The organism is Pseudoduganella sp. HUAS MS19 (assembly GCF_053615455.1).
Genome location: NZ_CM132133.1, coordinates 5,418,750 through 5,442,801, shown reverse-complemented (window position 1 = coordinate 5,442,801; position 24,052 = coordinate 5,418,750). Strand labels below are relative to the sequence as shown.

At 61.7% G+C, this 24,052-nt stretch carries 24 protein-coding genes; 8 read left to right on the top strand and 16 right to left on the bottom strand.

Features of this window, described 5'->3' with window-relative positions:
- Nucleotides 1-90: 90 nt before the first annotated feature.
- The gene (locus ACWBU6_RS24975) at nt 91-1,452 is read left to right on the top strand and encodes a DUF1800 domain-containing protein (RefSeq protein ID WP_452646028.1); all 1,362 of its coding nucleotides are present in this window, start codon (nt 91-93) and stop codon (nt 1,450-1,452) included.
- 11 nt (nt 1,453-1,463) lie between these two features.
- The gene (locus tag ACWBU6_RS24970) at nt 1,464-2,711 is read left to right on the top strand and encodes a DUF1501 domain-containing protein (RefSeq protein WP_452646027.1); all 1,248 of its coding nucleotides are present in this window, start codon (nt 1,464-1,466) and stop codon (nt 2,709-2,711) included.
- A 210-nt stretch (nt 2,712-2,921) separates the two neighbouring features.
- Here ACWBU6_RS24970 and ACWBU6_RS24965 read toward each other — a convergent pair whose 3' ends face one another.
- The 8 genes from ACWBU6_RS24965 to ACWBU6_RS24930 all read right to left on the bottom strand — a co-directional run bounded on the left by ACWBU6_RS24965 (nt 2,922) and on the right by ACWBU6_RS24930 (nt 12,455).
- The gene (locus ACWBU6_RS24965) at nt 2,922-3,743 is read right to left on the bottom strand and encodes a response regulator (RefSeq protein ID WP_452646026.1); all 822 of its coding nucleotides are present in this window, start codon (nt 3,741-3,743) and stop codon (nt 2,922-2,924) included.
- Nucleotides 3,725-5,086: a hybrid sensor histidine kinase/response regulator gene (locus ACWBU6_RS24960; RefSeq protein ID WP_452646025.1), complete on the bottom strand. Its 1,362-nt coding sequence runs from the start codon at nt 5,084-5,086 to the stop codon at nt 3,725-3,727. The genes ACWBU6_RS24965 and ACWBU6_RS24960 overlap by 19 nt, the downstream gene beginning before the upstream one ends.
- Nucleotides 5,087-5,128: 42 nt before the next feature.
- Entirely contained in the window at nt 5,129-5,842 is a 714-nt protein-coding gene (locus ACWBU6_RS24955) for a 2OG-Fe dioxygenase family protein (protein ID WP_452646024.1), read from the bottom strand.
- A gap of 13 nt (nt 5,843-5,855) precedes the next feature.
- On the bottom strand, nt 5,856-7,895 hold the full coding sequence (locus ACWBU6_RS24950) for a TonB-dependent receptor (RefSeq protein ID WP_452646023.1): 2,040 nt from the start codon (nt 7,893-7,895) through the stop codon (nt 5,856-5,858).
- Nucleotides 7,876-8,364 carry a DUF6702 family protein gene (locus ACWBU6_RS24945; RefSeq protein ID WP_452646022.1) on the bottom strand — a complete coding sequence of 163 codons (489 nt, stop codon included), beginning with the start codon at nt 8,362-8,364 and terminating at the stop codon, nt 7,876-7,878. The genes ACWBU6_RS24950 and ACWBU6_RS24945 overlap by 20 nt, the downstream gene beginning before the upstream one ends.
- Nucleotides 8,361-10,724, bottom strand: coding sequence for a M1 family aminopeptidase (locus ACWBU6_RS24940; protein ID WP_452646021.1), 2,364 nt, complete (start codon nt 10,722-10,724; stop codon nt 8,361-8,363). The genes ACWBU6_RS24945 and ACWBU6_RS24940 overlap by 4 nt, the downstream gene beginning before the upstream one ends.
- Before the next feature lie 180 nt (nt 10,725-10,904).
- Nucleotides 10,905-11,903 (bottom strand): alpha/beta hydrolase, encoded by a 999-nt coding sequence (locus ACWBU6_RS24935; RefSeq protein WP_452646020.1) that lies wholly within the window; start codon nt 11,901-11,903, stop codon nt 10,905-10,907.
- 96 nt (nt 11,904-11,999) lie between these two features.
- Complete coding sequence (locus tag ACWBU6_RS24930; RefSeq protein ID WP_452646019.1) at nt 12,000-12,455, bottom strand: MarR family winged helix-turn-helix transcriptional regulator; 456 nt, start codon at nt 12,453-12,455, stop codon at nt 12,000-12,002.
- 123 nt (nt 12,456-12,578) lie between these two features.
- Between ACWBU6_RS24930 and ACWBU6_RS24925 the strand changes: the two genes are divergently transcribed.
- From ACWBU6_RS24925 to ACWBU6_RS24915, 3 genes are all read left to right on the top strand, one after another.
- Entirely contained in the window at nt 12,579-12,890 is a 312-nt protein-coding gene (locus tag ACWBU6_RS24925) for a hypothetical protein (RefSeq protein WP_426164285.1), read from the top strand.
- Nucleotides 12,891-12,930: 40 nt separating this feature from the next.
- Nucleotides 12,931-13,998 carry an HD-GYP domain-containing protein gene (locus tag ACWBU6_RS24920; RefSeq protein ID WP_452646018.1) on the top strand — a complete coding sequence of 356 codons (1,068 nt, stop codon included), beginning with the start codon at nt 12,931-12,933 and terminating at the stop codon, nt 13,996-13,998.
- A gap of 77 nt (nt 13,999-14,075) precedes the next feature.
- Nucleotides 14,076-16,391 carry a CHASE domain-containing protein gene (locus ACWBU6_RS24915; RefSeq protein ID WP_452646017.1) on the top strand — a complete coding sequence of 772 codons (2,316 nt, stop codon included), beginning with the start codon at nt 14,076-14,078 and terminating at the stop codon, nt 16,389-16,391.
- Here the strand turns inward: ACWBU6_RS24915 and ACWBU6_RS24910 are convergent, their stop codons facing one another.
- The 3 genes from ACWBU6_RS24910 to ACWBU6_RS24900 form a co-directional block, all read right to left on the bottom strand.
- A complete protein-coding gene (locus ACWBU6_RS24910) occupies nt 16,392-16,922 on the bottom strand; it encodes a CPBP family intramembrane glutamic endopeptidase (protein ID WP_452646016.1) in 531 nt (176 codons plus the stop codon). It abuts the gene before it with no gap.
- Between the two features lie 64 nt (nt 16,923-16,986).
- Nucleotides 16,987-17,256 carry a hypothetical protein gene (locus ACWBU6_RS24905; protein WP_452646015.1) on the bottom strand — a complete coding sequence of 90 codons (270 nt, stop codon included), beginning with the start codon at nt 17,254-17,256 and terminating at the stop codon, nt 16,987-16,989.
- A 153-nt stretch (nt 17,257-17,409) separates the two neighbouring features.
- Nucleotides 17,410-17,733: a low molecular weight protein tyrosine phosphatase family protein gene (locus tag ACWBU6_RS24900; RefSeq protein ID WP_452646014.1), complete on the bottom strand. Its 324-nt coding sequence runs from the start codon at nt 17,731-17,733 to the stop codon at nt 17,410-17,412.
- A gap of 147 nt (nt 17,734-17,880) precedes the next feature.
- Between ACWBU6_RS24900 and ACWBU6_RS24895 the strand changes: the two genes are divergently transcribed.
- Genes ACWBU6_RS24895 through ACWBU6_RS24885 form a run of 3 tightly spaced genes read left to right on the top strand, consistent with a single transcriptional unit; the run spans nt 17,881 to nt 20,489 of the window.
- A complete protein-coding gene (locus tag ACWBU6_RS24895; protein ID WP_452646013.1) occupies nt 17,881-19,602 on the top strand; it encodes a ribonucleoside triphosphate reductase in 1,722 nt (573 codons plus the stop codon).
- Nucleotides 19,603-19,612: 10 nt separating this feature from the next.
- The gene (gene nrdD / locus ACWBU6_RS24890) at nt 19,613-19,786 is read left to right on the top strand and encodes an anaerobic ribonucleoside-triphosphate reductase (protein WP_452646012.1); all 174 of its coding nucleotides are present in this window, start codon (nt 19,613-19,615) and stop codon (nt 19,784-19,786) included.
- The gene (locus tag ACWBU6_RS24885) at nt 19,779-20,489 is read left to right on the top strand and encodes an anaerobic ribonucleoside-triphosphate reductase activating protein (RefSeq protein ID WP_452646011.1); all 711 of its coding nucleotides are present in this window, start codon (nt 19,779-19,781) and stop codon (nt 20,487-20,489) included. Before nrdD ends, ACWBU6_RS24885 begins: the two co-directional genes overlap by 8 nt.
- Here ACWBU6_RS24885 and ACWBU6_RS24880 read toward each other — a convergent pair whose 3' ends face one another.
- The 5 genes from ACWBU6_RS24880 to ACWBU6_RS24860 form a co-directional block, all read right to left on the bottom strand.
- The gene (locus tag ACWBU6_RS24880; RefSeq protein WP_452646010.1) at nt 20,490-21,362 is read right to left on the bottom strand and encodes an alpha/beta hydrolase; all 873 of its coding nucleotides are present in this window, start codon (nt 21,360-21,362) and stop codon (nt 20,490-20,492) included.
- 11 nt (nt 21,363-21,373) lie between these two features.
- Nucleotides 21,374-21,850, bottom strand: a complete 477-nt coding sequence (locus ACWBU6_RS24875; protein ID WP_452646009.1) for a cupin domain-containing protein — start codon at nt 21,848-21,850, stop codon at nt 21,374-21,376.
- Nucleotides 21,851-21,904: 54 nt separating this feature from the next.
- The gene (locus tag ACWBU6_RS24870; protein ID WP_452646008.1) at nt 21,905-22,210 is read right to left on the bottom strand and encodes an NIPSNAP family protein; all 306 of its coding nucleotides are present in this window, start codon (nt 22,208-22,210) and stop codon (nt 21,905-21,907) included.
- A 50-nt stretch (nt 22,211-22,260) separates the two neighbouring features.
- A complete protein-coding gene (locus ACWBU6_RS24865; RefSeq protein ID WP_452646007.1) occupies nt 22,261-22,599 on the bottom strand; it encodes a hypothetical protein in 339 nt (112 codons plus the stop codon).
- 81 nt (nt 22,600-22,680) lie between these two features.
- Nucleotides 22,681-23,930, bottom strand: a protein-coding gene (locus tag ACWBU6_RS24860) for an IS3 family transposase (protein ID WP_452646006.1) whose coding sequence is annotated in 2 segments (ribosomal slippage) — nt 22,681-23,645 and nt 23,645-23,930 — 1,251 coding nt in all. Because the reading frame shifts where the segments join, the coding sequence is not laid out codon by codon here.
- Between the last annotated feature and the right edge of the window lie 122 nt (nt 23,931-24,052).

Sequence of the window (24,052 nt, the reverse complement as noted above, 5' to 3'; positions counted from 1 at the left end):
TTAACATCCTGATACAAAGGAGTCTTTGCCCTCAATCCGGCGGCTAGCGTATAAAGAAAGTCCTGCAAATCATTGTATTGGGACGACATCATGCGAGGCTGGATACTCGGCGCCGTGCTTGCCGCATTGCCCCAGGCCGCCCTGTGGGCGGCGCCGCTGGCTGGCGAGCAGGCTGCTATCCATGTGCTGAACCGGCTCGCTTACGGGCCGCGGCCGGGCGATATCGAGCGGGTGCGCCAGTCCGGGGTGCAAGCGTATATTGATGAGCAACTCGATCCGCCGCCCCTGCCCGTGACGCTGGCCCGGCGCCTGGACAAGCTGGAAACGCTGAAAATGAGCGCCGGCGAGGCGCTGGAGCGCTTCCAGCAGGCCCGCAGTGGCGAGCAGGGCGAGCGCCGCGAAGTGGTGCAGCAGATGGCCTCCGAAGCGGCCGAAGCGCGCCTGCTGCGCGCCATCGAAAGCCCGCGCCAGCTGGAAGAGGTGATGGTTGACTTCTGGTACAACCATTTCAACGTATTCTCGGGAAAAGGGCAGGACCGCGCGCTGGTCACCAGCTATGAGCGCGATGCAATCCGCCCGCATGTCTTCGGCTCGTTCCGCCAGATGCTGGGCGCCACGGCCCGCCACCCGGCCATGCTGTTTTACCTGGATAACTGGGTGTCGAAGGCGGGCGGCCTGAATGAAAACTACGCGCGTGAGCTGATGGAGCTGCATACCCTGGGTGTCGACGGCGGCTATACGCAGAAAGACGTGACCGAGCTGGCACGCATGCTGACCGGCTGGACCTACCGCCCGAAGCGCGATGCCCGGTTCGCGTTCGATCCACGCCGCCACGACAACGGCGCCAAGACCTGGCTGGGCAAGCCGGTTGCCGCCCGCGGCGAGGCGGAAGGCGAGTATGCGCTGGACGTGCTGGCGGTGCATCCGGCCACCGCCCGCCATATCAGCCGCAAGCTGGCGCAGTACTTCGTAGCCGACCAGCCGCCGCCCGCGCTGGTGGAGCGCATGGCGCAGGCATGGATCGCCGGCAAGGGCGATATCCGCACCGTGCTGCGCACCCTGTTCTCCAGCCCGCAATTCATGGACCAGCAGTATGCCGGCGCCAAGTTCAAGACGCCTTACCAGTACGTGGTATCCGCCTCACGCGCCGCTGCCATGCCGACGCCTGAAGTGAAGCCGCTGGTGGGCATCCTGAACCGCCTAGGCATGCCGCTGTACGGCTGCCAGACGCCGGACGGCTACAAGAACACGGAAGACGCCTGGCTCAACCCCGATGGGCTGAGCCGCCGCATCGGCTATGCGCTGGCACTCTCCTCCGGCGCCGATGCCGACGCCGTGCAGCAGGCGCTGGGCGTGTCCGTATCGAAGAGGACTGCGGCCATCGTCGCCGCCAGCAATGAGCGCCTGCGCGCAGCCATGCTGCTTGCCAGCCCCGACTTCATGCAACGCTAACGGAGCACCCCATGCAACGACGCCAATTCCTGAATGCCTTTGCCGCCGGCGCCGGCCTGGTACTGCCGCTTGGCCCTCAAGCCTGGGCGGCGACCATGGCCTCCGGCAGCACTGCGCCAACGGCGAAAAAGCTGATCGTCGTCATGCTGCGCGGCGCAGTAGACGGCCTGAATGTGGTGGCGCCGGTGGCCGACCCGGAGTATGCCCGCCTGCGCCCGAATATTGCGCTGGCCAAGCCAGGCGCCGATGGCGGCGCGCTGGACCTGGACGGCTACTTTGGCCTGCATCCGGCGCTGGCACCCTTGCTGCCATTGTGGCAGCAGAAGAAGCTGGCCTTCGTGCACGCCAGCGGTTCGCCCGATGCCAGCCGTTCGCATTTCGACGCACAAGACTATATGGAATCGGCCACGCCGGGCGTGAAGAGCACGCAGGACGGCTGGATGAACCGCCTGCTTGGCGGCCTGCCCGGCGAAACGACGCCGACCCGGGCGCTCAGCATCGGCCCCGTGATGCCGCGTGTACTGTCCGGTGCGTTGCCTGCAACCAACCTTGCCAATGGCGCTGCGGGTACGCGCAGCACGCCGCTCGACCGGCCGCAGGTTGCCAGCGCCTTCGACGCCTTATATGCCGGCCATGAGCGTTACGGCAAGGTATACCTGGCCGGGCGCAAGGCGCATGAAGAAGTGATGGCCGCCGCCAACAGCGGCATGCTGTCCGAAATGCAGGCGGCCGATAACGGTGCTCCGCTGCCCAATGGTTTTCCGGACGATGCCGGCAGGCTGGCCACGTTGATGCGCAATAACGCGAATATCCAGCTCGCCTTCATTGCCCTGGGCGGCTGGGATACCCACGCCAACCAGGGGGCTGGCAGCGGCCAGCTGGCCAACCGCCTGCAGCCGCTGGGGCAGGGACTGGCGACGCTGGCGCAACGCCTTGGTCCGCTGTTCGACGACACGGTGATCGTGGTGATGTCCGAATTCGGCCGCACCGCACGCGAGAACGGCAATCGCGGCACCGACCATGGCCACGGCAACGCGATGTGGCTGCTGGGCGGGAAGTTGCAGGGCGGCAAGGTCGCTGGCGAATGGCAGGGGCTGGCCGACGCGCAGCTGAACGAAGGCCGCGACCTGCCGGTCACCACCGATTTCCGCCAGGTGCTGGCGCACGTGGCCGAGCGCCACCTGCGCTTGCCGGATGCCGCGCTGGCGCGGGCTTTCCCCGGCTTGCCGGCTGGCGGCCGTTTGAAGTTGTTGGCCTGAAACTGGCGCTGTCCTGAGCGCCGCTGCGCGCCGGAAGCGCTAAAATGGTGCAGGATCCCGGCGCGTGCATGGCGTTGGGACGTGGTTGGGGACAACAAGAATGTTGAAGTTTCTTTGGAAGTTGACCAGTCCGGATGAACGGTCTGAGAATGCGCTTGGCATGGTTGCCGCAGTGTTCAGCCTGATCGCGCTGGGGTGGCTGGTGCTGGCCTAGCGCCTGGCCAGGCCAAGCAAGCTGTCGATTTCCGCTACCAGCTGCTGCGGGTCGAGCGGGTGGGACAGCACGCTGCGCCGGCGTCCCGCGCCGAGCGCTCCCAGGTCGTCTTCGTCATCGGGGCGAATTACCAGCACCGGCAGCCCGGGCGCCATTTCCAGCGCGTCGCCCAGGAAGGCCAGACGGCCTGCCTCCAGCAATCCCAGTTCACACAGCACCAGGTCGAACGCATGCCCGTCCAGCAGCGCGCCGGCATCCATTGGATTGGCAGCTGTGCTGACGGTGTAGCCGCTGTGCGCCAGGATGGCGGCCACCAGGCCGGCATTCTCGGGCGCGGCGTCAAGCAGCAAGACGCGGGCGCGCCCGGCGCTTGCGCAAGGCGCCGCGGCAGCGGGCCCAGGCGCAGGGGCCGAATCCGCCGGCGCCGGCGGGGCGTTGCCTGAGCGCAGCTGCGGGGGAAGGAAGCTTTCCAGTGCCGGGATCAGGACGTCGGGCTCCAGCGACTTGGGCAGGCAGCCGGAAAAGCCGGCGCGGCGCAGGGCTGCGCAGCCGTCCGTGACGGGCAGGGCGCTGGCAGCCAGGACCGGGATCTGGCGTGTGGCGGGATCGGCGCGCAAGCGTGCCACGACCCCCATTCCGTCGAGCTTTGGCAGGTGCAGATCGCACAGGATCAGGTCCGGCGTGGCGCTGGCGGCCAGCGCCACGCCCATCTCGCCATCGGTGGCGCACAAGGGCTGGTGGCCGAAAGCCTGCAGCAAGTACGTCATCAGGTCCATATTGGCCTGGTTGTCTTCGATGATCAGGATGCGTGCCGACATTTGAGCGCGAGCGTGAAGGTGCTGCCTTTGCCGAAGTCGCTGCTGAAGAACAGCGAGCCGCCGAGGAGGTTGGCCAGGTTCTGGCTCAGGTAAAGGCCCAGGCCCGCGCCTTCCACATGCCGGGTCGAGGTGTTGTCCAGTTGCGAGAAGGCCTGGAACAGCTTGGCCTGGTCTTCTTCCTTGATGCCGCTGCCGCTGTCGGTCACGCTGAACTCGGTGATCAGGGCCTGCTCGTCGTCGGTGCGCTGGCTGAGGGCCAGCTTGACCATGCCTTTCTCAGTGAACTTGATGGCGTTGTTGGCCAGGTTGATCATGATTTGCGCCAGCGCGCGGCGGTCGGTCTGCAGCACGATCGGCTGCTCGGGCATGTCGATCAAGACTTCCAGGCCCTTCTGCGCGGCCAGCGGGCGCAGGGTGTCGGCCACTTCACCCATCAGCTGCTGGCATGGCACGGACTCCAGCGACAGGGTGACCTTGCCGGCCTCGATCTTGGCCACATCCAGGATATCGTTGATCAGCGAGAGCAGGTGGCGCGCGCTGTTACGGATGGTATTGAGCTGTCGGTCCTGCTCGTCGGTCAGCGGGCCGGGCAGCTTCATCAGCAGTGCGCCGGTGAAGCCGATGATGGCGTTCAGCGGCGTGCGCAGTTCGTGCGACATATTGGCGATGAAGGCCGACTTCATGCGGCTTGCTTCAGCCAGCTCCAGGTTCTTCAGCGCGATTTCGCGGTTGATGGTTTCCAGTTCGCCCGCATGGTGGGCCAGGCGCATATTCAGTTCGATCACCTGCCGTTCACGCGCCTGCAGTTCGCTATTGACCTGCACCGCCTGCTCGTAAGTTGAAATCAGCAGGTCGAGAATTTGCTGGCGCTCGGCATTGATGAAGTGCTTCTGGTCGCCCAGGTAGAGGGCGATACCGACCTCCATGCTGGAGTTCTTGCGCAGCTTCTGGTTGACCAGCATCTGGCCGATGCGGTTCAGCAGGTAGTCTTCGGCGTAGGGCTTGCGGATGAAGTTGTCGGCGCCGCATTCGATGCCGCGGATGATGTCCTTGGGGTCAGTCAGCGAGGTGACCAGGATGACAGGGATGTCGCGCAGCGTGGGGTCGGCCTTGACGGCGCGGCACAGTTCATAGCCGTTCATCTCGGGCATGACGATGTCCGACAGGACCAGGTGCGGCTTGTGCTCGCGGATATCAGCCAGCGCCAGCTTGCCGTTGGCAGCCACCCTGGCGTGATAGCCCGAGGACCGGATCAGCCGCCGCAGGCGCTCAGCCTGGGTCGGACTGTCTTCCACGATGAGTATTTCCAGCTCATCGGGCGCGATATCGTAGCTGGAGTCCAAGTCACCTCCGAAATGGTTGGGTGTTCAGACTATACCGTTTTTTCACCCGCCTTGGAAACCGCCGTCACGATAGGTGAGGACCAGTGTGTCGCGGTGGCCATGGCCGTCCAGGGGCTGGATTGGGGTCGATTCATGGATGACAGCCGCATCGTCAAGCAGCAGCAGGGTCCACGGCTCGGTCATGGTGAAGCGCTTGCCGTTCGGCCCATCGGCCTCGAACACGCGGGTCTCGCCGCCCTTGATGCCATGACGGCCGACCAGCAGCACGGCGACGAAATCGACGCCGTCGCGGTGGGCGCCTTCCGGCGTGGGCCGGCCGATGCCGTCGGTGGTGTCGATGCGGAACTGGTGGGCTTCCACATACCATGGGTGCTGGCCGCGCACCTGGGCGCAGGCCTGGCCGATGGCTGCCACCAGCCTGGTCCAGGCCGGATTGGCGGCGGTCTGCGGTGCAACCGGCTCGAACAGGCGGCGCATGCCGCCGTGCAGGGCGTTGTATTCGACCGGCTGCCAGTGGGCCCGGTGCGGGGTCTGGTCGAGGGCCAGGCCGTCATGCACGAAGCAGGAGTGGCGACGGCGGCGGTAGCGGCCGCCGTCCTTCAGGTAGTTGTCCGGGACCAGATCGTCCCAGCTCGGGACCAGGGAGTTCAGTTCATCCAAGGTGCAGCCGGCCAGGCTGGCCACGTCGGCCGGCTTGAGCAGGGCGTAGCCGGCGCTGCGCAGGGTGTGGATCAATTGGGGCAAGGGCGTCATCATGCCCTTATTGTACTTAGAATATGTAATTCAGGCTGAGGCGGAAGGAGCGGGCCTCGATCGGATGGAAATGGATGTCCGGCTTTGCCTCGGCCTCGCCCTTCAGGCGCGATTCGTAGAAGTAGTCGATGGCCGATACCCGGCGGTTGGCGAGGTTGAATCCTTCCAGCTCCAGCGTGGCGCGGGCGCCGAGCTTGTAAGCCATGCGGCCGTTGACGGTGGCACTGGCTTGGGAGCGGACAGAGTTGTCTTCCACCAGCGGACGCGGACCAAACCAGCGCAGGCGCATGGCGCCGGACCAGGGCCCGGCCGGCGTGATGGTGGCGGCCAGTTGCGCGACACCTTCGACTGCGCCCGGGATGCGGTCTCCTTGCGGCGCGGCGCGGCGGAAGCGGCCGCGCGCAAAAGCGAGGTCGGCGTCCAGGGACAGCCACTTGAACGGCTTGTAGTAGTTGGACAATTCGACCCCGTAACGGCGGCTCGGGCGGCCTGCCTCAGTATTACCGGCATCGCCGAGGTAGACCAGCTCCGAATCGAAGTCCAGCCGGTACAGCGCAAGTACGGTCTGCAGGCCTTTGACCTCTTCGCTGCGCAGGCCGAACTCGAGTCCACGCGAGCGGGCCAGCGGTGTTGCGCGCTCCTGTGCCTGCGTCACGCCGCGCGCGTCGTTGCTGTGGAAGCCGCGGCCAGCATTGAAGTAAAGCTCGGTGCGCGACCAGGGACCGAAGGCCAGGCTGATACCCGGACTGGCCAGGGTCTGGCCGGCGCGCCCTGCGCCACCGACAGCGAAGCGGTAGCGGTCCAGGCGCACGCCGGCTTCGCCGCGCAGCCATGGCGTGACGCGCAGGCGCTGCTGCAAATAGAGTGCGGCACTGGTTTCGACAATATGGTCGGCGCGCACGGTCGCCAGCACCTGGCGCGCTTCCGTGCGTTGCAAGGCGTTGAAGATATTGTCGTTCTGCGCCTGCAGGCCGATCGTTGTGCTCCACGCCATATCGTCCATATGGTCATGCCAGCTGTGGCTTGCCTCGAAACCGCTGGTCACGCGGCGGTCCGGCTGGGCGAACTGGTCGCCATGCACGGGATCTTCCAGGAAGTAAGTGAAGTTGGAAAACAGCTCGAGACGGTTGTTGACGATGTAGGCGTTAGCGCGTGTGGTCTGTTTCTCGTCGCTGCGGGCCCATGCCGCGGACAGGCTGAAACGGCGCGCCTGCCCGCCGTCGCTCAAGTCGATGCCGTCGAAGCGGCCCAGCAAGCCGCTGTCCACCGCGCGCTGCGGAATCTGGTCGGTCGCATTCCATGCACCGCGATAGGCCATGGCAGTGATGGTGTAGCCGTTGTTGGCGAAGCCGGAGCTGTAGCGCAGCACTGCGTTCAGCTTGCGGAAATTGTCGCCGCGCGTGAAGGGGCCGTCGTTATGGACTGCCTCCAGCGCGTAAAGCCAGGCGCTGGGACTGCCCGCGCCGCCGCTGCCGTCTGCGTCGTGCGAGCCGGCCAACAGCGTGCGCCCGTAGCCGTTCCCGCCTGCGGTAATGCTGGCCTGGCTATTCGGCAAACGGCTGGAGTAACCGATCGCCGTGGCGCCGGCGGAGGAGAAATCGCCGGTACTGGCGTTGTACGGGCCCTTGTTGTAATCGAGCCGCGCCACCAGTTCCGGGATGATGAAATTCAGGTCGGTCCAGCCCTGGCCGTGTGCATGGCTGCGCTGGTTGACCGGCATGCCATCGACCGTGGTGCGCAGGTCGGTGCCGTGGTCGAGGTTGAAGCCGCGCAGGTAGAATTGGTTGGCCTTGCCCTCGCCGCTGTGCTGGCTGGCCACCAGGCCGGGCGTCGCTTCCAGCAATTCTCCGGGACGGTAAATGGTGCGTGCTTCGAGCTGGCGCTGCGACACGCTGCCCATGCCGGCCGAATCGGCCACGCCAAGCTGGCTGGCGCGCGCACCTTCGACCAGCACGCGCTGCATGAAGGGATCGTCGGCATATGCGGCGGCCGGGGCGAGCAGCCAGGCCAGGACCATGGCCGGCCCCCGCCCGTTCTTAAGGGAGCGGCTGTTCACGGCGTTCGCGATTGAAAACGATGGAGGCTGCCGGGCGGCCAGGTCCGCTGACATTGACGTTGTTGACTTGCTGCGGCAGGAAGTCGGTCAGCACGCCATCCAGCAGAACGGCGCCTGGCGGCAGTTCGGTCTTTTCGATTTCCTGGAACACGTTGACGCTGTCGACATTGGCCTGCATGCCAACCCACTGCAGCGGCAAAGGCTTGCCGTTGACTGTGATGCGGAACTGCTTTTCGAGGTAGCGACGGAACACGGCCTGGTCCTCCTCCAACCCAAGGTCAAAGCGGCGCTGGTACAGGTTCATCAGCAACGCTTCCACATCATGCGCCGTGTAAGTATGAACCACTTCCGTGCTGCCCGTGCGTGGGTTGAAGCTGATCTCGGTCAAACCCACGTGAAAATTGTGGGCTTGGGCGGCGGTGCCGCACCAGAGCAGCGCCGCTGTGAGGGCGGCCTTGAAACGCATCATTGCTTGTTACCTGCTTCCGCGTCCTGCTTCTTGAGCGGGGTGTTGAAGTCCTTCATCATGTTGTCGGGTTGCCGCGCCTTGAACAGTTCCAGGCGCGAAGGCGTCACCTTGCGCGGCCAGGCGTTGTTCGACTGGTCGATGTCGGCGGTTTCCCAGTACGGGTCGTGCACCAGCGACACCAGCGGCTCGTCAGTCACGATAACCTTGGTGACCTTCTTCGGCGAGTAGCGCCACACTTCAGCAGGAACGCGCTCGATATACTTCTTGCCCGACTTCAGCTCGATCTGCAGGACCAGCGGGGTCACCAGGCCGCCCAAGTTCGAGAAGTCCACCAGGTACAGGTGCTTGCCCTGGGCCAGCAGATCCTTCTCCCACTGTTCCAGGTCCTTGGTCTGCTCGGCATACTTATTGCGATCGGCGTTGGTGACGGTGAAGTCGTCGTGCTCGTTGTAGAAATCCTTCAACGCAGGCTGCTCGTCCACCTTGCGCACCATGCCTTTGTTGCGCTGGTCGATGATGGAGACCGGCTCGGCATCGCGCTGTGCCTTCTTCCAGGCTTTTTCGGTTTCCGGCTTCCTGGTGCTCACGCCGTACTCGCTGATGCCGTCGATCGATACGTCCACCGCATCGGTGGTGTAGAACCAGCCGCGCCAGAACCAGTCAAGGTCGGTGCCCGAAGCGTCTTCCATGGTGCGGAAGAAGTCGGCCGGGGTCGGGCGCTTGAACTTCCAGCGGCGCGCGTACTCGCGGAAAGCATAGTCGAACAGTTCGCGCCCCAGGACGGTCTCGCGCAGCACGTTCAGCGCCGCCGCCGGCTTGGCATAGGCGTTGTTTCCGAACTGGAGCAGCGACTCCGAGTTGGTCATGATCGGCACCTGGTTCTTTGAACGCATGTAGTCAACGATGAAGCGCGGGTCGCCGCGGCCGGCGGGATAGTCCTCTTCCCAGGCTTCCTGTGCCAGCGACTGCACGAAGGTGTTCAGCCCCTCGTCCATCCAGGTCCACTGGCGTTCATCGCTGTTGATGATCATCGGGTAGTAGTTGTGGCCGACCTCGTGGATCACCACCCCGATCAAGCCGTACTTGGCGCGCTTGGTGTAGGTGATTTCGCCGGTTTTCCTGTCCTTCACTGGGCGTGGACCGTTAAAGGAGATCATCGGATACTCCATCCCGCCCACCGGGCCGTTGACGGAAATCGCGGTCGGGTACGGGTAGTCGAAGCTGTACTTGTTGTACTGCTCGATGGTGTGGATGATGGCGGCGGTCGAATACTTCTCCCACAGCGGGTTGCCTTCCTTCGGATAGAAGGACATGGCCATCAGGTTGCTGCCATCCTTCTTGTAGCCCTGCGCATCCCAGATGAACTTGCGCGAAGAAGCCCAGGCGAAGTCACGCACGTTCCTGGCCTTGAAATGCCAGGTCTTGGAGCCCTTGGCCTGACTCTTCTCGGCCTGCTCGGCTTCCGCCTGGGTCACGATAAGGACCGGGGTTTTGCTGGTGCGGGCCTTGGCCAGCCGCTCGCGCTGGGTAGCGCTCAGCACTTCGTTCGGATTTTGCAGTTCGCCGGTGGAAGCGACGATGTGGTCGGCCGGCACGGTGATCTGCACGTCGTAGTCGCCGAATTCCAGCGTAAATTCGCCGGACCCCAGGAACTGCTTGTGCTGCCAGCCGTACACGTCATAGTAGGCAGCCATGCGCGGGAACCACTGGGCGATCTCGAACAGCGCGTTCTTGTCTTCGGCGAAGTACTCGTAGCCGGAGCGGCCGCCCAGGACTTTCTGCTCGTTGATCTTGTAGCTCCAGTCGATGGAGAAGCTGAACTTCTCGCCCGGCTTCAGCGGCTGCTGCAAGTCGATGCGCATCATGGTGCGGTTGATGGCGTACTTCAGCGGAGCACCGCCGGCATTTTTGACGGAGCCGATCTTGAAGCCGCCGTCGAAATCGCGGCCGGCCAGGATATTACGCAGGCCGTCATACTTCAAACCGTCTTCATCGTTCCTGGCACGGCCCCACGCCTCGCGCGAAGGTGCGGTCATGGTCATGCGTGCGTCCGAATCCGATCTGTAAATGTTCTGGTCGAGCTGCAGCCACAGGTAGTGCAAGGTGTCGGGCGAATTATTATGGTAGGTGACCTGGCCGCTGCCCGAGATGGCGCGGTTCGCCTCATCCAGCGTGGCGCGGATCGTGTAGTCCGCGCGCTGCTGCCAGTAGGCGTGGCCGGGAGCGCCGGAAGCGGTGCGGTACTGGTTGGCGGAAGGCAGCAGCTCTTCGAGCTGGCGGAACTTGTCATCGAATGGCTCGGCAGCGAAGGCCGTCGCCGTCAGGCAAAGTGCGGCAAGGCCGAATTGAAAGCGTTTCATCGAATCCCCAGGCTTGTTGTAATAAATGCCGGGCTATTCTAGAGAGCTTTTCCTTGCGACACTTTCTTTATTTGTAAAAAACCTGAAACATCCATTGTGAAAGTCGGGGTCAGCTCCGGCAATCGGACATTTGCCTTCGGCAAATGTCCGATTGCCGGAGCTGACCCCGACTTTCATCTTTCACTTCAGGCGGAATTTCAGTTCCTGGCCGGCCTGGCGCATGGCGGCTTTGGTGCCGGGTACGTTGGACAGCACGTTGAGCAGGCCGAAGTCGTGGATCATGCCGTTGTAGCGGATGGTGGCGGTTTCGACACCGGCCGCATCCAGCTTCTTGCCATAGGCTTCACCTTCGTCACGCAGTACGTCGAATTCGGCGGTCTGGATCAGGGTGGGGGGCAAGCCTTTGAGTTGCTCGATCGAGGCTTGCAAAGGCGAGGCGTAGATTTCCTTGCGCTTGGCCAGGTCCGTCGTGTAATTGTCCCAGAACCATTTCATCGCATTGCGGGTCAGGAAGTGGCCTTCGGCGAACTGCCTGTACGATGCATTGTCGAAATCGGCATCGGTGACGGGCCACAACAGGACCTGGGCGCGCAGCTTGGGCTGCCCCTGGTCTTTCGCCATCAGCGCGACGACGGCTGCCATATTTCCGCCGACGCTATTGCCGGCTACTGCCAGGCGGGAACCGTCGACATTGATTTCCTTGCCATTCTTTGCGACCCATTTGGTTGCGCCATACGCTTGCTTGATTGCCACGCCATAGCCGGCTTCCGGCGATGGGGTGTAGTCAACGAAGACTGCCGCGGCGCCGGAATTGACCACCAGGTCGCGCACCAGGCGTTCATGGGTCGCGAAGTCACCCAATACCCAGCCGCCGCCGTGGAAGAACATGAACACGGGCAGGGTGCCCTTGGCGCCGGCCGGGCGCACGATGTGCAGCTTGACCTTTTCGCCGTCGACGTCGATCACCTTGTCGGAGACGTCGGCGGCCGGCAGCCTGGCGCCTTTCTGGGCGCCGACCAGCACTTGGCGGGCATCGGCCGGGCTCAGTGATTCGAGCGGTGCGCCGCCCTCGATGGCTTTCAGGAATTGTGCGGTGTGCGGCTCGACGCCTGGCAAGCTGGCAGCGAGGGCGGAACCGGCAAAGAGGGCGAGGGCGGAAGCAGAAATGGCGTTTTTCATGGTGATTCTCCTTTGTTGGCGATTAAATAGTGTGCTACCTAATTGATATAAAAAAATGTCCACCTTTGTTCCTGACCCCAGGGTGGACATCTGGTTTTATGCGTTGTTCATCAGGCTGGTGCGCAGTACGGACAGTTCGCGTTGCAGGCGGATCACTTGCTCCAGGTCGCAGCCGCTGGCGCCGAGGACGCAGGCCGGCAGCTTGGCACCTTCGTTCCGCAGTTCGCTGCCGTGCGGCGTGAGGGCAATGATCACCTGGCGCTCGTCTTGCGGACAGCGGGTGCGGGTGATCAGTTCCGCCTGCTCCATCCGCTTCAGCAGCGGAGTCAGCGTGGCCGAGTCGAGGAAGAGGCGGTCGCCCAGGGCTGACACCGTTTGCTCGTCCTGTTCCCACAACACCATCATGACCAGGTATTGTGAGTAGGTCAGGCCCAGCTTGCGCAGCAGTTTGCGGTACAGCTTGTTCATCGCCAGGGACGTCGAGTACAAGGCGAAGCACAATTGCTGGTCGAGCTTGGGAACCTGCTCCAGGTCTAATGTTTTCGTATCCATGGACAGGAGTATATGTAGTGCGCGATCTAATTGCAAGCAATTTTTCTCGCTGACCTTGCCTGATGAGGAATCTTTGACTATCGTTAAAGTGCCCGTAACCTGCGCTGGGCAAAGGGGATGACAATGAATCAAATGAATCACTATCATTCAGGCGCCTACCCAGTGCCCGACCAGCGAGGCCCGGAGCCCGTGCTTTTCCTGGTTGAGCTTGACCCGCAGCGCGTCGTTGATGGTGTACGTTACGACGAAAACTACCTGGCGGACGACGTCCTGGCCTGCGGCACCATGCGCGAGACCTGTCCCATTTGCGAGGAGGGCCACCTGCAATTGGTCCTGCGCCAGAAGAATGTGCGGGTGGCGCACCTGTTCTGCATTGAATGCACCCGTTGCTTCGGTGCGTTCCTGCCGGACGGTTCACCTGCACTCGCAGATTGAACATCCCCTGCTGGATGTTCCCGTGCGGTATCATGCCGCAATGAAGAGCCCAAAGACCAAGCCGCTGCTGCTGATCGTTGATGGATCGGCTGACCACCTGCGGCAGCTCAGCCACCTGCTGGAAGACAAGTACGCTGTGCGCGCGGCCGTCGACGGTGACAGCGCGCTTGCCGTGGCACAGCAGCTACCGCGTCCAGACCTGATCCTGGTCGATGTGGTGCGCGATGGCTTTGCGGTTTGCCAACGCCTGCGCGGCAATCCGGATACGGCCAGCATTCCGCTGATCGCCATGATCGAACGCGGCCAGCCGGAGCTGGAGCAAAGCGCCATTGCCGAAGGTGCATCGGATGTGGTGGCGCGACCGCTGGTGCCGGAATTGCTGCGCGCCCGCATCGCTACCCACCTGCAGTTGCGCGAGGTGCAAGCGAAGGTGCAGCGCCAGCGTACCCAGCTCAATGAACTGGGCCAGATTGCCGATGCGGCCGCCTGGGCCATCGCCAGCCTGGCCGAATGGCGCGATGAGGAAGACCCTTCGCACTTGCGCCGTATCCAGCACATCGTGCTGGCGCTGGCGCGCCAGTTGCAGGGTAATCCGCGCTTTGCCGATGAACTGGTCGAAGCGCATATTCCCTTGCTGTTCAAAGCAGCCCCGCTGCACGACATCGGCAAAGTGCGCATTCCGGATGCGATCCTGCTCAAGCCGGGCCAACTGACGCCGGAGGAATTCGAGATCATGAAGCTGCACACGGTGCATGGGCGCGATGCCATCGCCGGGGTGGAGCGCGAGCTGGGTTTCTCCAATGCCTTCCTGCGTTTTGCGCGCGAAATTACCTACAGCCATCAGGAGCGCTACGATGGTTCGGGTTATCCGCAGGGCCTGGCGGGTGATGCCATTCCGGTATCGGCGCGCCTGGTCGCCGTGGCGGATGTCTATGACGCACTGGTGTCCCGGCGGGTCTACCGCCCGGCGTTTACGCACGAGACCGCGATCGAGCTGATCCGCCAGGGCAGCGGTGAGCAGTTCGATCCGGATGTGGTCGACGCATTGCTGGCTGCAGAGGAGCGAGTGATGGAAATTACGGTGCGGTATCAGGATACGACGCACTAACAACGGCCGACCGTTTCCCCAGCGAATTATGGATTTCCCTATGCTATAGTCGTCTCCACAGTCCTGTCGGAGCAAGCATGCGCATACACGGATACCTGGCCTTTATTGTCGGTATTTGCGTTACCGTGTGGGTCTGCATGTTCGTGATGAATGTGCAGGACCGCCAAACCAATGAAGCCTTCCAGCGCGATACGCAAAAGATAGCGCGCGATACCCAGCTTCGCCTGCAAACCTACTTCGACATGCTGCTGAGTATTAAGGGCGTGTTCGCGGTGAAGGACGATGTCTCGCGTGTGGAATTCAGCCGCTACGTGCGCGAGCTGGACCTCAAGCGCCGCTATCCCGGCTTCCAGGCCATCCAGTTCGTGCGGCGCGTGCCTTCCAGCCAATTAGATGCCTATGCGGCACGTATCCGCGCCGACGACAGCCTGCAAAGCGGCGGCTATCCCGACTACAAGGTGCATCCGGCATCGGTGCGGCCGGAGCACTTCCTGATCGAGTATAACGAGCCAATGCGGGGCAATGAAAATGCCTTTGGCCTCGATCTCGCCGCCTTGCCGCCGCATTACAAAGCCTTGCAACTGGGCAAAGCCACTGGCCGCGTAGTGGCCACTGAACGTATCACCCTGGTGCAGGATATCAGCGGCCAGCCCGGCTTTGTGGCGCGTGCACCCATCTACCGGCGTGGCGCGTCGCTGCTGACGGAACAGGAACGTGATGCGGCGCTGGTTGGCTTTGTCGCCATCGTGTTCCGCGTCAACGACCTGATGTCGGAAACCATCGACAGCCCGATGCTGCAGCATCTCTATGTCAACATCAACGACGCGGGTTATATCAGCGACGGCGGCAATAGGCCCCCAACAGTCGATAACCTGATGTTCAACAGCTTCGGCAAGCTTGGATCGGGCGAGCGCCTGCCGCCGCTGCCAGGCCTGGTCAGCAAGATTCCGCTCGATGTCGGTGAGCGGCGCTGGGTCATGACATTCGAAGGCCATGCAAGCGAACGTTACAGCCGCGACCTCAGGCTGATTACCGTGATCGGCCTGGCGGGCTTTATCATCAGCGCCCTGATTGGCGCGCAGATCATGACGCTGCAGCGGCGCCGCGCGCTGGCGCAAAAGCTCCGGGTGACAGCCGATGAACTGCGTGCGCTGCAGGACAGCGCCATTGTCGGCATCGGACTATTCGCCAACGGCGTGATCGTGCGCTGCAATCGTGGGCTGGAGGAGATGATGGGCTACCAGCCCGGCGAGCTGGCGGGCCGTTCCTGCAATATGCTGACAGGGGGGTTAAACGATCCCTTTGCCTGCGTGGCGGACGGCAGCCCAATGCATTTCGAACTGGAGCTGGCCAGCTCCAGCGGACGGCGCCTGTGGTGCATGGTGAACGGGCGAATGCTGGACCAGGAGGAACCGCGCAAGGGCTGCGTGTGGGTGATCATCGATATCACCGAGCGCAAGCAGACCGAGGCCGCGCTGGTCGACACCAAGCATGGCCTGGAACGCAGCCTGAGTGAGCTGGCATTGCAAAAGGCCAATGTGGAACTGGCACACAAGGATTTGTCGGCTGTGCTGCTGACGTTGAAGCAGGCGCAGGCGAACCTGATCACTTCGGAAAAGATGGCATCTCTGGGCGCGCTGGTGGCCGGCATTGCGCATGAACTGAACACGCCGATCGGCAACAGCCTGCTGACCGCGACCGCCTTGAGCGATATGTGCAAGGAATTTGAACGCCAGCTTTCCGAGGGCGGTATCAAGCGCTCCGCGCTCGATACGCATCTGAAGGATGCGCGCATGGCGTGCTCGATCATCACCAATTCACTGACGCGCGCGGCGGACCTGATCCACTCCTTCAAGCAAGTGGCCGTCGACCAGACTTCAGACAAACGGCGTTCGTTCAACCTGCATGGGGTGGTGCACGACACGCTTGCCACCTATTCGGCCCAGCTGCGCCGTGCCAATTGCGAGGTGAAGGTGTGGATGCCGGAGACGCTGACCTTTATCTCCTATCCCGGCAGCATTGGACAGGTGTTGAGTAACCTGATTCAGAACGCCATCATGCATGCCTTTGAAGGACGCGAATCCGGCCGCATCACGATCAGCGCTGTTGAAATGGACGAGGAAAATGTCGAACTGCGCTTCGCCGACGACGGCAATGGCATGAGCGCACGTACCCTGCGCCAGGTGTACGATCCCTTCTTCACCACGAAAATGGGGCAGGGCGGTTCTGGGCTCGGCATGAATATCGTCTACAACCTTGTTACCGGTGTCTTGCGCGGAACCATCCACGTCGATTCCGAGGTCGGAAAAGGTACGACCGTAATCATCACCTTGCCCCGCAACGCTCCCGCAAAAGACGAACTCGCGGAGAACGACCTGCTGCACGCGCAGTAGTCAGGCAACTGCCGGCGTTTGAGATGCCATGCGGCGGATTGCGTACAGGCCGACGATGTCGATAGCGGCATGAATGACCATCGCGGCGAGTAGCCCGACATACTGCGTAATGTAGCCGAAGAAGACGCTTACGACAAAGACGCTGCCAGCCTGGATCAGCACCCGCCCGGTCAGCTCATTGAACTTGTAAGCCCTCGTGTGCGCGAGGACGAATAGCGCGGAAGTGAACCAGATGCCAAGAAGGGGTTGCAACGCTCCGCGGAATAACAGCTCTTCGCCAAAGCCCGCTGCCAATGCGATCCAGACGGGGTTCCAGCCGCTCAAGTCCAGGCGGCTGTAGCTTTCAACAGTAGATCGGTTTGTCTTTCGTGCTGCGGCATACTTGAAACCGATGACGCCGAACGCCCAATACAGTAAGCCAACCGTCAGGCCTATGCCGGCTTGCAGCAGCAACGGCATGCCGGCATGTAGCTTGGACAGGTAGGGTTTATCGTGGAGCAACGCGATGATGGCGACCGCGATTGCGGACATGATAGCGCAGGTGCGAAGCTGCCGGGCCAGGGTGAATCGGGTGTTTGGATTTCTCTGCATAAAATCAGGAGCGCAAGTCTTCAAGGATTTTCAATGCGGCGCGTTCGGCCTCGGCTTCGGCGGCTTGCTGGTCCAATAAGGTGAGGTCCGCCGACACGCGACGCTTTGGATAGACATGCGTCATATGCATCGGGTTCGCAGAAGGGGCGAAGATGGATACATAGGCGCCCCATAGCTTCGTACCTTCCAGCAGTTCGCCGGTGAATTCGATCTCATAGCCATCAATGCTCCTGTTAGGCATCGTCATTCTCCGCTTGGCGAGAAGGTCCAGCATAACAAATAGCCTGGACCGCTCCTTTTGTAGCGCTGCTCCCGGTTAATGCGTTTGAACTGGGCCGTGGCGGGACGTGCGCCGGCGGGTGCATCGTTTGGGCTGCGTCCAAGCTGAGCGATCGAATGATTGGACATATGCGAAAGGCAGCCACGTTTAGCGCAAGAACTTGCCGGCCTTAGCTTCCAGAAGGCGGATCAATTCGGGCTGCATGTACTCGTAATCATCAGGGATGTCGAGGCAGATCACGCGCTTGCCGTTCAGGTGAGCCCTGAAATTCCGGGAGAGGCGGTTGCGATGGGCCTTCTCCATCACGAAGATGATGTTCGACCACGCTATCTGCTCGGTCGACAACTGCACGTCGGCATCATTGCCCAGGCCTGCCGAATCGGTCTCGACATCCGGCCAACCGGCAAAGATGTGTTCCGCCGTCGGGCTGCGCAAGCGGTTTTGGGTGCAAATGAAAAGTGCTCGTTTCACAAAGTAGGGGCTTGGCTATTCGTTATGCGCAAATCTTATCAAATTTAAACTGGATCAAGGAAATCAAAAATCGGAACTCTAGCGGCGTCGATTACTATATTTAGTGTGTAAGATTCGTTTTGACACAATATGTAGACTATCAAGACGATGAATTCGACCCGCAAGACCACGGTGGACGTACAGTCCTCGATCGATGAATACCTGCAGCAGCTCGATTGGCGCGTGAACGCCAATGCCAACCAGGGTTACTCCCTGGGCGGCATGATCCTCAACATCTCCGGCAAGATGATCGCCAACTACTGGCTCGACCACGTCTACCCGCGCGAAGTCGGCGCGGCGCACCGCAATGCCGACATCCACATCCACGACCTCGACATGCTGGCAGGTTACTGCGCCGGATGGTCGTTGCGCACCTTGCTGAACGAAGGCCTGAACGGCGTGCCGGGAAAGGTGGAATCGGCGCCACCGAAGCACCTCTCCAGCGCAGCCGGCCAGATCGTGAACTTCCTCGGCACGCTGCAAAACGAGTGGGCCGGAGCGCAGGCATTCAGCTCCTTCGATACCTACATGGCGCCTTACGTACGCAAGGACAGTCTGGAATATGAACAGGTCCTGCAAACCATGCAGGAGCTGATCTACAACCTGAATGTCCCGTCACGCTGGGGAACGCAGACACCATTTACCAATCTCACTTTCGACTGGACTTGTCCGGAAGACCTCCAGGAGCAGGTGCCGGTGATCGCCGGCGAAGAAATGCCCTTCACCTACGGCGACCTGCAGGCCGAGATGGATATGATCAATCGCGCCTACATTGAAGTGATGATGCGCGGCGACGCCAAAGGCCGGGCATTCACCTTCCCGATCCCGACTTACAACATCACGCCGGACTTCAACTGGTACAGCCCGAACGCCGAACTGCTGTTCGAGATGACTGCGCGCTACGGCCTGCCGTACTTCCAGAACTTCGTGAATTCGGAACTCAAGCCGAACATGATCCGTTCCATGTGCTGTCGGCTGCAGCTTGACCTGCGCGAACTGCTCAAGCGAGGCAACGGCCTGTTCGGTTCGGCCGAACAAACCGGCTCGCTCGGCGTAGTGACGCTGAACTGCGCCCGTCTTGGCTACCTGTTTGCGGGCGATGAAGCTGCGCTGCTTGCGCGCGTGGACGAATTGCTCGAACTCGGCAAGACCAGCCTGGAGATCAAACGCCAGGTGATCCAGCGCCTGATGGATGGCGGCCTGTTCCCCTACACCAAACGCTACCTCGGCACGCTGCGCAACCACTTCTCGACGCTCGGCGTGAACGGCATCAACGAAATGATCCGCAACTTCAGCCGCGACTCGGAAGACATCACGACCGAAGCCGGCGCCGCGTTGGCAATACGCCTGCTGGATCACGTTCGCGCCCGCATGCTGGAATTCCAGGAGGAGACCGGGCACATGTATAACCTTGAGGCGACTCCGGCCGAGGGCACAACCTACCGCTTTGCCAAGGAGGACCGCGCGCGCATGCCCTCGATCATCCAGGCCGGCACGAAGGAGATGCCGTACTACACCAATTCATCGCAGCTTCCGGTCGGCTTTACCGACGACCCTTTCGAAGCGCTGGAGCGGCAGGATGAGCTGCAGAGGAAGTACACCGGCGGCACCGTTCTGCACCTGTACATGACTGAACAGGTATCGAGCGCCGATGCATGCCGCCGGCTGGTGCAGCGTGCCCTGACCCGCTTCCGCCTGCCATATATCACCGTCACGCCGACTTTCTCGGTCTGCCCGAAGCACGGCTACCTGAGCGGCAAGCACGAATTCTGTCCCAAATGCGATGAGGACATCATAGCGCGCAAGGCGCGCGAACTTTCACTTAACTGAGGAGATATGCATGACCGCCAAGCAACCAGTCCAGGAAATCGTCCTGACCGACGCCGAGCGCCAGCCCTGTGAAGTCTGGACGCGCGTGATGGGCTACCACCGTCCATATTCGTCCTTCAACGTCGGCAAGAAGGGGGAATTCAACGAACGCACTTATTTCGTCGAGCGCCGGAACAATGGCTGAAAGGGAGCTCAAGGTCGGAGGCTACACAAAGTTCACGTCGACCGACTATCCAGGTGAGCTGGCGGCCGTGGTCTTCGTCCAGGGCTGCCCCTGGCGCTGTGGCTACTGCCATAACCCGCACTTGCAGCCGCGGGACGGTGAGGCAGCGATTGCATGGCGTGACTTGCTTGCCTTCCTCTCCGAAAGGGCAGGGTTGCTCGATGCGGTAGTGTTCTCCGGCGGCGAGCCAACCCTTGATCCGGCCCTGGAAGATGCGATGCGCGGCGTGAAGGCGCTGGGCTTTAAAGTCGGCTTGCACACGGCTGGCATCTACCCCGAGCGATTGAAGGAGGTGCTGCCGCTGGTGGATTGGGTGGGGCTGGATATCAAGACTTCATTCGAAGCCTACGATGAAATCACCGGGGCCAGCGGCAGCGCACAGGCCGCTCAAGCCGCCGCCCGCCTGGTGCTTGAGAGCGGCGTGCCATACGAATTCAGGACCACCGTGCATCCCGAACTGACCACTCGCCAGCAGATCTCTACCCTGGCGCGGCAGATTTCGGACATGGGCTGTGAGACTTATGCTCTGCAGGACTTTCGCTCAGTAGGTTGTCGGGCCGGGGAACTGATTGATTTCGCCGGCAAGAGCGCATTGGACAGCGAATTGGTCGGCCAGGTGAAATCCATGTTCCGCCAATTCACGCACAGGCGAGCGGACGGCTAGTCACCTTACCAATGCCTCACGCAATATCGTCCCTGCCATGCTCAGAGCTTGCCTGCCTTCGGCCAGTTCCGGGTAGTAGTTAGGCCAGAAATGGAACATCTTCGGCCATATCTCCAGCCGCACGCGAACGTCCGCGAGCGTGGCTGCGCGTGCGAGGGCGATCGAGTCGTCCAATAACGATTCGGTCGCGCCGACAAAGATGTTGAGCGGTGCGATGCCGTGCAGGTCGGCGAAAGCAGGCGACGCCAGCGGGGTATTCCTTTCCCGGTCGCCGAGGTATTGTGCGGCGAGGAATAACATCAGCTCACGGTTCAGCACCGGGTCGCGTACTGCATTTCGCGCGTAGCTGCCCGCCGAAATGGTCATGTCTGCCCAGGGAGAGAAAAGGACGGTACTTGCCGGTTGGGGCAGGCCCAGTGCGCGCAAACGCACCAGCATGGCGACTGCCAGGCCAGCACCCGCGCTATCGCCAGCCACCGTGACCTGCACGCCGCGATCCAGCACGTACTGGTATCCATTGACGGCATCTTCCAGCGCATGGGGGAAAGGGAATTCCGGGGCGCGCCGGTAATCGAGGGCGAATGTCTTCATCTCCGCCGCACGTCCAAGTTCGCTGACAAAGTGACGATGACTTGCCAAGGATCCCCACACAAAACCACCGCCGTGCAAATAGAGAATCACGGCATCTTCGCGCGCAGCAGGAGTGGAGGTCCATTCGGCGGGGATGCCGTTCGCAACAACGGGATCGACACGTACATCCGTCGCAGTCGGGTAGCGCTCGGCCAGCGCATCGCATGCCTCCCGGCGTTGCTCAATGGTGAGGCCTGCCGGCCGTGCGCGAAACATCGCTTCCAATCGTTCGAGCTCGCTCATTGGTCAGCTCCTCATGGCGTCCACTGTTTGTATGGGCTATCAGCAGCGCGGCCAGACGAGTCGGTCCAGATATCGTCGGGCTGTGATCTGTCCCGATGCAGCACGCGGTCATGGTCGGGATAGGTAATGCGGTCGGTTGGTGCCCGTGTTCCCACTATCATGCACCGGACCGGCGATTGGCTCCTGTTCAAAAGATAGTGGCCAACCGGGCTACCAAGCGGGAATGTCGCGGCATCGCCAGGGCCGAGGGTGGATTCAACACTTCCTTCGACAACGGTTACTTCCCCATCGAGAACGTACATAAGCTCGTCTTCCGACAGGTGCCAATGCTTGATCGACGAGCGCGTGCCCGGCATGAGCAGATGAATAAAAACGCCAAACTGAGTCAGCCCGCCGGGCTCACTGATCCACTCTTCCCGGTTCACGACACCGGGCATGGAAGTCTCGACAGTCTCGACTTGCCTTTGGGCGATGCGGATTACTGGCATGATGCTCCTCATTGATCAGGTGACCAGCATACCCGCCTTTTGCCTGGACGCTTTCTAGGCGAAGACGGGGCGGAAGAAGCTTCGTTCGTAACTGACGATGCAGCGGGTGTCCTCTGCATATTTGAATGCAGCCTGGCATTCCGCGTCTTCAAGAGACCTGATCCTGTACTCTTCGTACTTCGCCAGGCTAGGAAAGGAGAACATCGCCAGCGCGACATTGTTCGTGCCCTCGGACGGAAGGAAGTAACCGTGGTGAGTGCCGCCAAACCTCTCGACTAGCGGAATCCAGATCTTCCCGTAATGTTCAAATTCCTTGAGCTTGTAAGGATCGATGATGTAGCGGAGGTAGCAGGTGATCATAGGGCTTCGTCAGGCAGGATGGTTTATCCCTAGTATAAGTGAGGCCGTAATTACGCGCTTGCCCTGCGCATCTTTCGCAGTATCAGGATCGCCACGCCAATTGCTCCAGCCACGACGCATGACCAATGCAGGGCATCGAGCGGGATAATCCTCCAGAGCGGGTTGGCATCGCTGAAAGGCGCGAAAGGCCTGATATCCGAATGCATGATGCTGTCGAATACGATATGCGTGTAGCTGCCAAATGCCGCACCGACGGCTACGTTGGCCGCGTTCAAGCCGCGCCAGGCAAACAGGTTCGGCAGGCGGAACCGGTTCGCGGCGGCGCGCGTTGCGTAGAAAAGTGCGAGCGTCAGGCAAACTGTGAGCGTCGCCCCAACGTAAGTATGCAAGAACCGGTGTATCGGGAACTGCCCGGTTGTCATGTAGTAGAGTAAAGTGGACCCGTCAGTCAAGACACTTAGCCGGTTAATTTAAGCTGTGCCCGTTTCCACTTCTGCAGCTGCCCGGCGCTGCCCCGTATTGCTCACTTCTTCCTGCCCCTGATCTGCGTCGCCGAATTTGTCAACGATCATCGCACCGCCGCCGATGCCCGCGCTGTAGACCCGATCTGGCGTCTCGTAGCCCAATGCCTGATGTGGGCGCCCGGCGTTGTAGAACGCGAAGTATTGCGCCAGCCCCACCGTCAACTCGGCCATGTTGGCATAGCCCTTCAAATACACGTCCTCGTACTTCACGTTGCGCCACAGGCGCTCCACGAAGATGTTGTCCAAAGCTCGTCCGCGCCCATCCATGCTGATCGCCACGCCTTCGCGTTTGAGTACACCGGTGAAGGCGCTGCTGGTGAACTGCGAGCCTTGGTCGCTATTGAAAACCTCGGGCTTGCCATGGTGACGTATAGCGTCTTCCAGGCAGTCCACGCAGAACGCGGCGTCCATGCTGTTGCTGAGGCGCCAGGCCAGCACCTTGCGGCTGTACCAGTCGATGATCGCCACCAGATAGGCGAAACCCTTCGCCAGTCGGATGTAGGTGAGATCCGTCGACCACACCTGGTTTGGCCGCGTTACCGCCACACCGCGCAGCAGGTAAGGATAGACCTTGTGCCCTGGCTGCGCCTTGCTCGTGTTGGGTCCCGGCGCCATGCCGGCCAGGCCCATCTCCCGCATCAGGCGCTGCACGCGCTTACGGTTGACGCAATGGCCTCGCCCGCGCAGAAACACCACCATACGCCGACTACCGTAGAACGGCCGATTGGTGTACTCCTCGTCGATCAGCGCCCGCAGCTGGCCATCTTCCTCGTCTATCAACGGCTGGCGCGCTGCCGCTTCCAGTCGCCGGTAGACCGTGGAGCGCGGCACGGCTGCCAGCTCGCACTGCATCGCCAACGGCACCTCATCGCCGCGATCAATCCACTGCGCCCGTTCGGCTGGGCTCATTCCCCGAGCTTTTTTTTGAGCCAATCGACCTGCATCTTCAGCCGCCCAATCTCGCCATACAGCTTGTCCTCCGGGCTGCTTTCATCGACCGGCTTGGGGCCGCGCTTGACGTCGAACAGCACCCCGGCGTTTTCCAGGATTTCCTTTTTCCACTGCCCGACCAGCACCGGATGCACGCCGTATTCCTGCGCGATCTCCGTCACCGTCTTCACCCCGCGTACCGCTTCCAAGCCCACCTTGGCCTTGAACTCCGCCGTATGCACCCTGCGTTTTTTGCCTTCACTCATGCGCTATCATCCTTTCACAGACGACAGCTTAAACCACCGTCTCAAATTCGGGGTCCACTATAGAGCGACTCGACATCGGTCAGGACATTCGCAGAGCAAAAGGCTATGAAGCTGATCCGTTT

Coding starts and splice junctions, on each gene's coding strand:
- ACWBU6_RS24910 (WP_452646016.1), bottom strand. CDS start 16,922: ATGTCCGCAATCGCGGTCGCCATCATCGCGTTGCTCCACGATAAACCC.
- ACWBU6_RS24975 (WP_452646028.1), top strand. CDS start 91: ATGCGAGGCTGGATACTCGGCGCCGTGCTTGCCGCATTGCCCCAGGCC.
- ACWBU6_RS24870 (WP_452646008.1), bottom strand. CDS start 22,210: ATGATCACCTGCTACCTCCGCTACATCATCGATCCTTACAAGCTCAAG.
- nrdD (WP_452646012.1), top strand. CDS start 19,613: ATGACCGCCAAGCAACCAGTCCAGGAAATCGTCCTGACCGACGCCGAG.
- ACWBU6_RS24940 (WP_452646021.1), bottom strand. CDS start 10,724: ATGAAACGCTTTCAATTCGGCCTTGCCGCACTTTGCCTGACGGCGACG.
- ACWBU6_RS24905 (WP_452646015.1), bottom strand. CDS start 17,256: ATGCTGGACCTTCTCGCCAAGCGGAGAATGACGATGCCTAACAGGAGC.
- ACWBU6_RS24880 (WP_452646010.1), bottom strand. CDS start 21,362: ATGAGCGAGCTCGAACGATTGGAAGCGATGTTTCGCGCACGGCCGGCA.
- ACWBU6_RS24920 (WP_452646018.1), top strand. CDS start 12,931: ATGAAGAGCCCAAAGACCAAGCCGCTGCTGCTGATCGTTGATGGATCG.
- ACWBU6_RS24885 (WP_452646011.1), top strand. CDS start 19,779: ATGGCTGAAAGGGAGCTCAAGGTCGGAGGCTACACAAAGTTCACGTCG.
- ACWBU6_RS24935 (WP_452646020.1), bottom strand. CDS start 11,903: ATGAAAAACGCCATTTCTGCTTCCGCCCTCGCCCTCTTTGCCGGTTCC.
- ACWBU6_RS24925 (WP_426164285.1), top strand. CDS start 12,579: ATGAATCAAATGAATCACTATCATTCAGGCGCCTACCCAGTGCCCGAC.
- ACWBU6_RS24965 (WP_452646026.1), bottom strand. CDS start 3,743: ATGTCGGCACGCATCCTGATCATCGAAGACAACCAGGCCAATATGGAC.
- ACWBU6_RS24915 (WP_452646017.1), top strand. CDS start 14,076: ATGCGCATACACGGATACCTGGCCTTTATTGTCGGTATTTGCGTTACC.
- ACWBU6_RS24955 (WP_452646024.1), bottom strand. CDS start 5,842: ATGATGACGCCCTTGCCCCAATTGATCCACACCCTGCGCAGCGCCGGC.
- ACWBU6_RS24945 (WP_452646022.1), bottom strand. CDS start 8,364: ATGATGCGTTTCAAGGCCGCCCTCACAGCGGCGCTGCTCTGGTGCGGC.
- ACWBU6_RS24970 (WP_452646027.1), top strand. CDS start 1,464: ATGCAACGACGCCAATTCCTGAATGCCTTTGCCGCCGGCGCCGGCCTG.
- ACWBU6_RS24930 (WP_452646019.1), bottom strand. CDS start 12,455: ATGGATACGAAAACATTAGACCTGGAGCAGGTTCCCAAGCTCGACCAG.
- ACWBU6_RS24875 (WP_452646009.1), bottom strand. CDS start 21,850: ATGCCAGTAATCCGCATCGCCCAAAGGCAAGTCGAGACTGTCGAGACT.
- ACWBU6_RS24895 (WP_452646013.1), top strand. CDS start 17,881: ATGAATTCGACCCGCAAGACCACGGTGGACGTACAGTCCTCGATCGAT.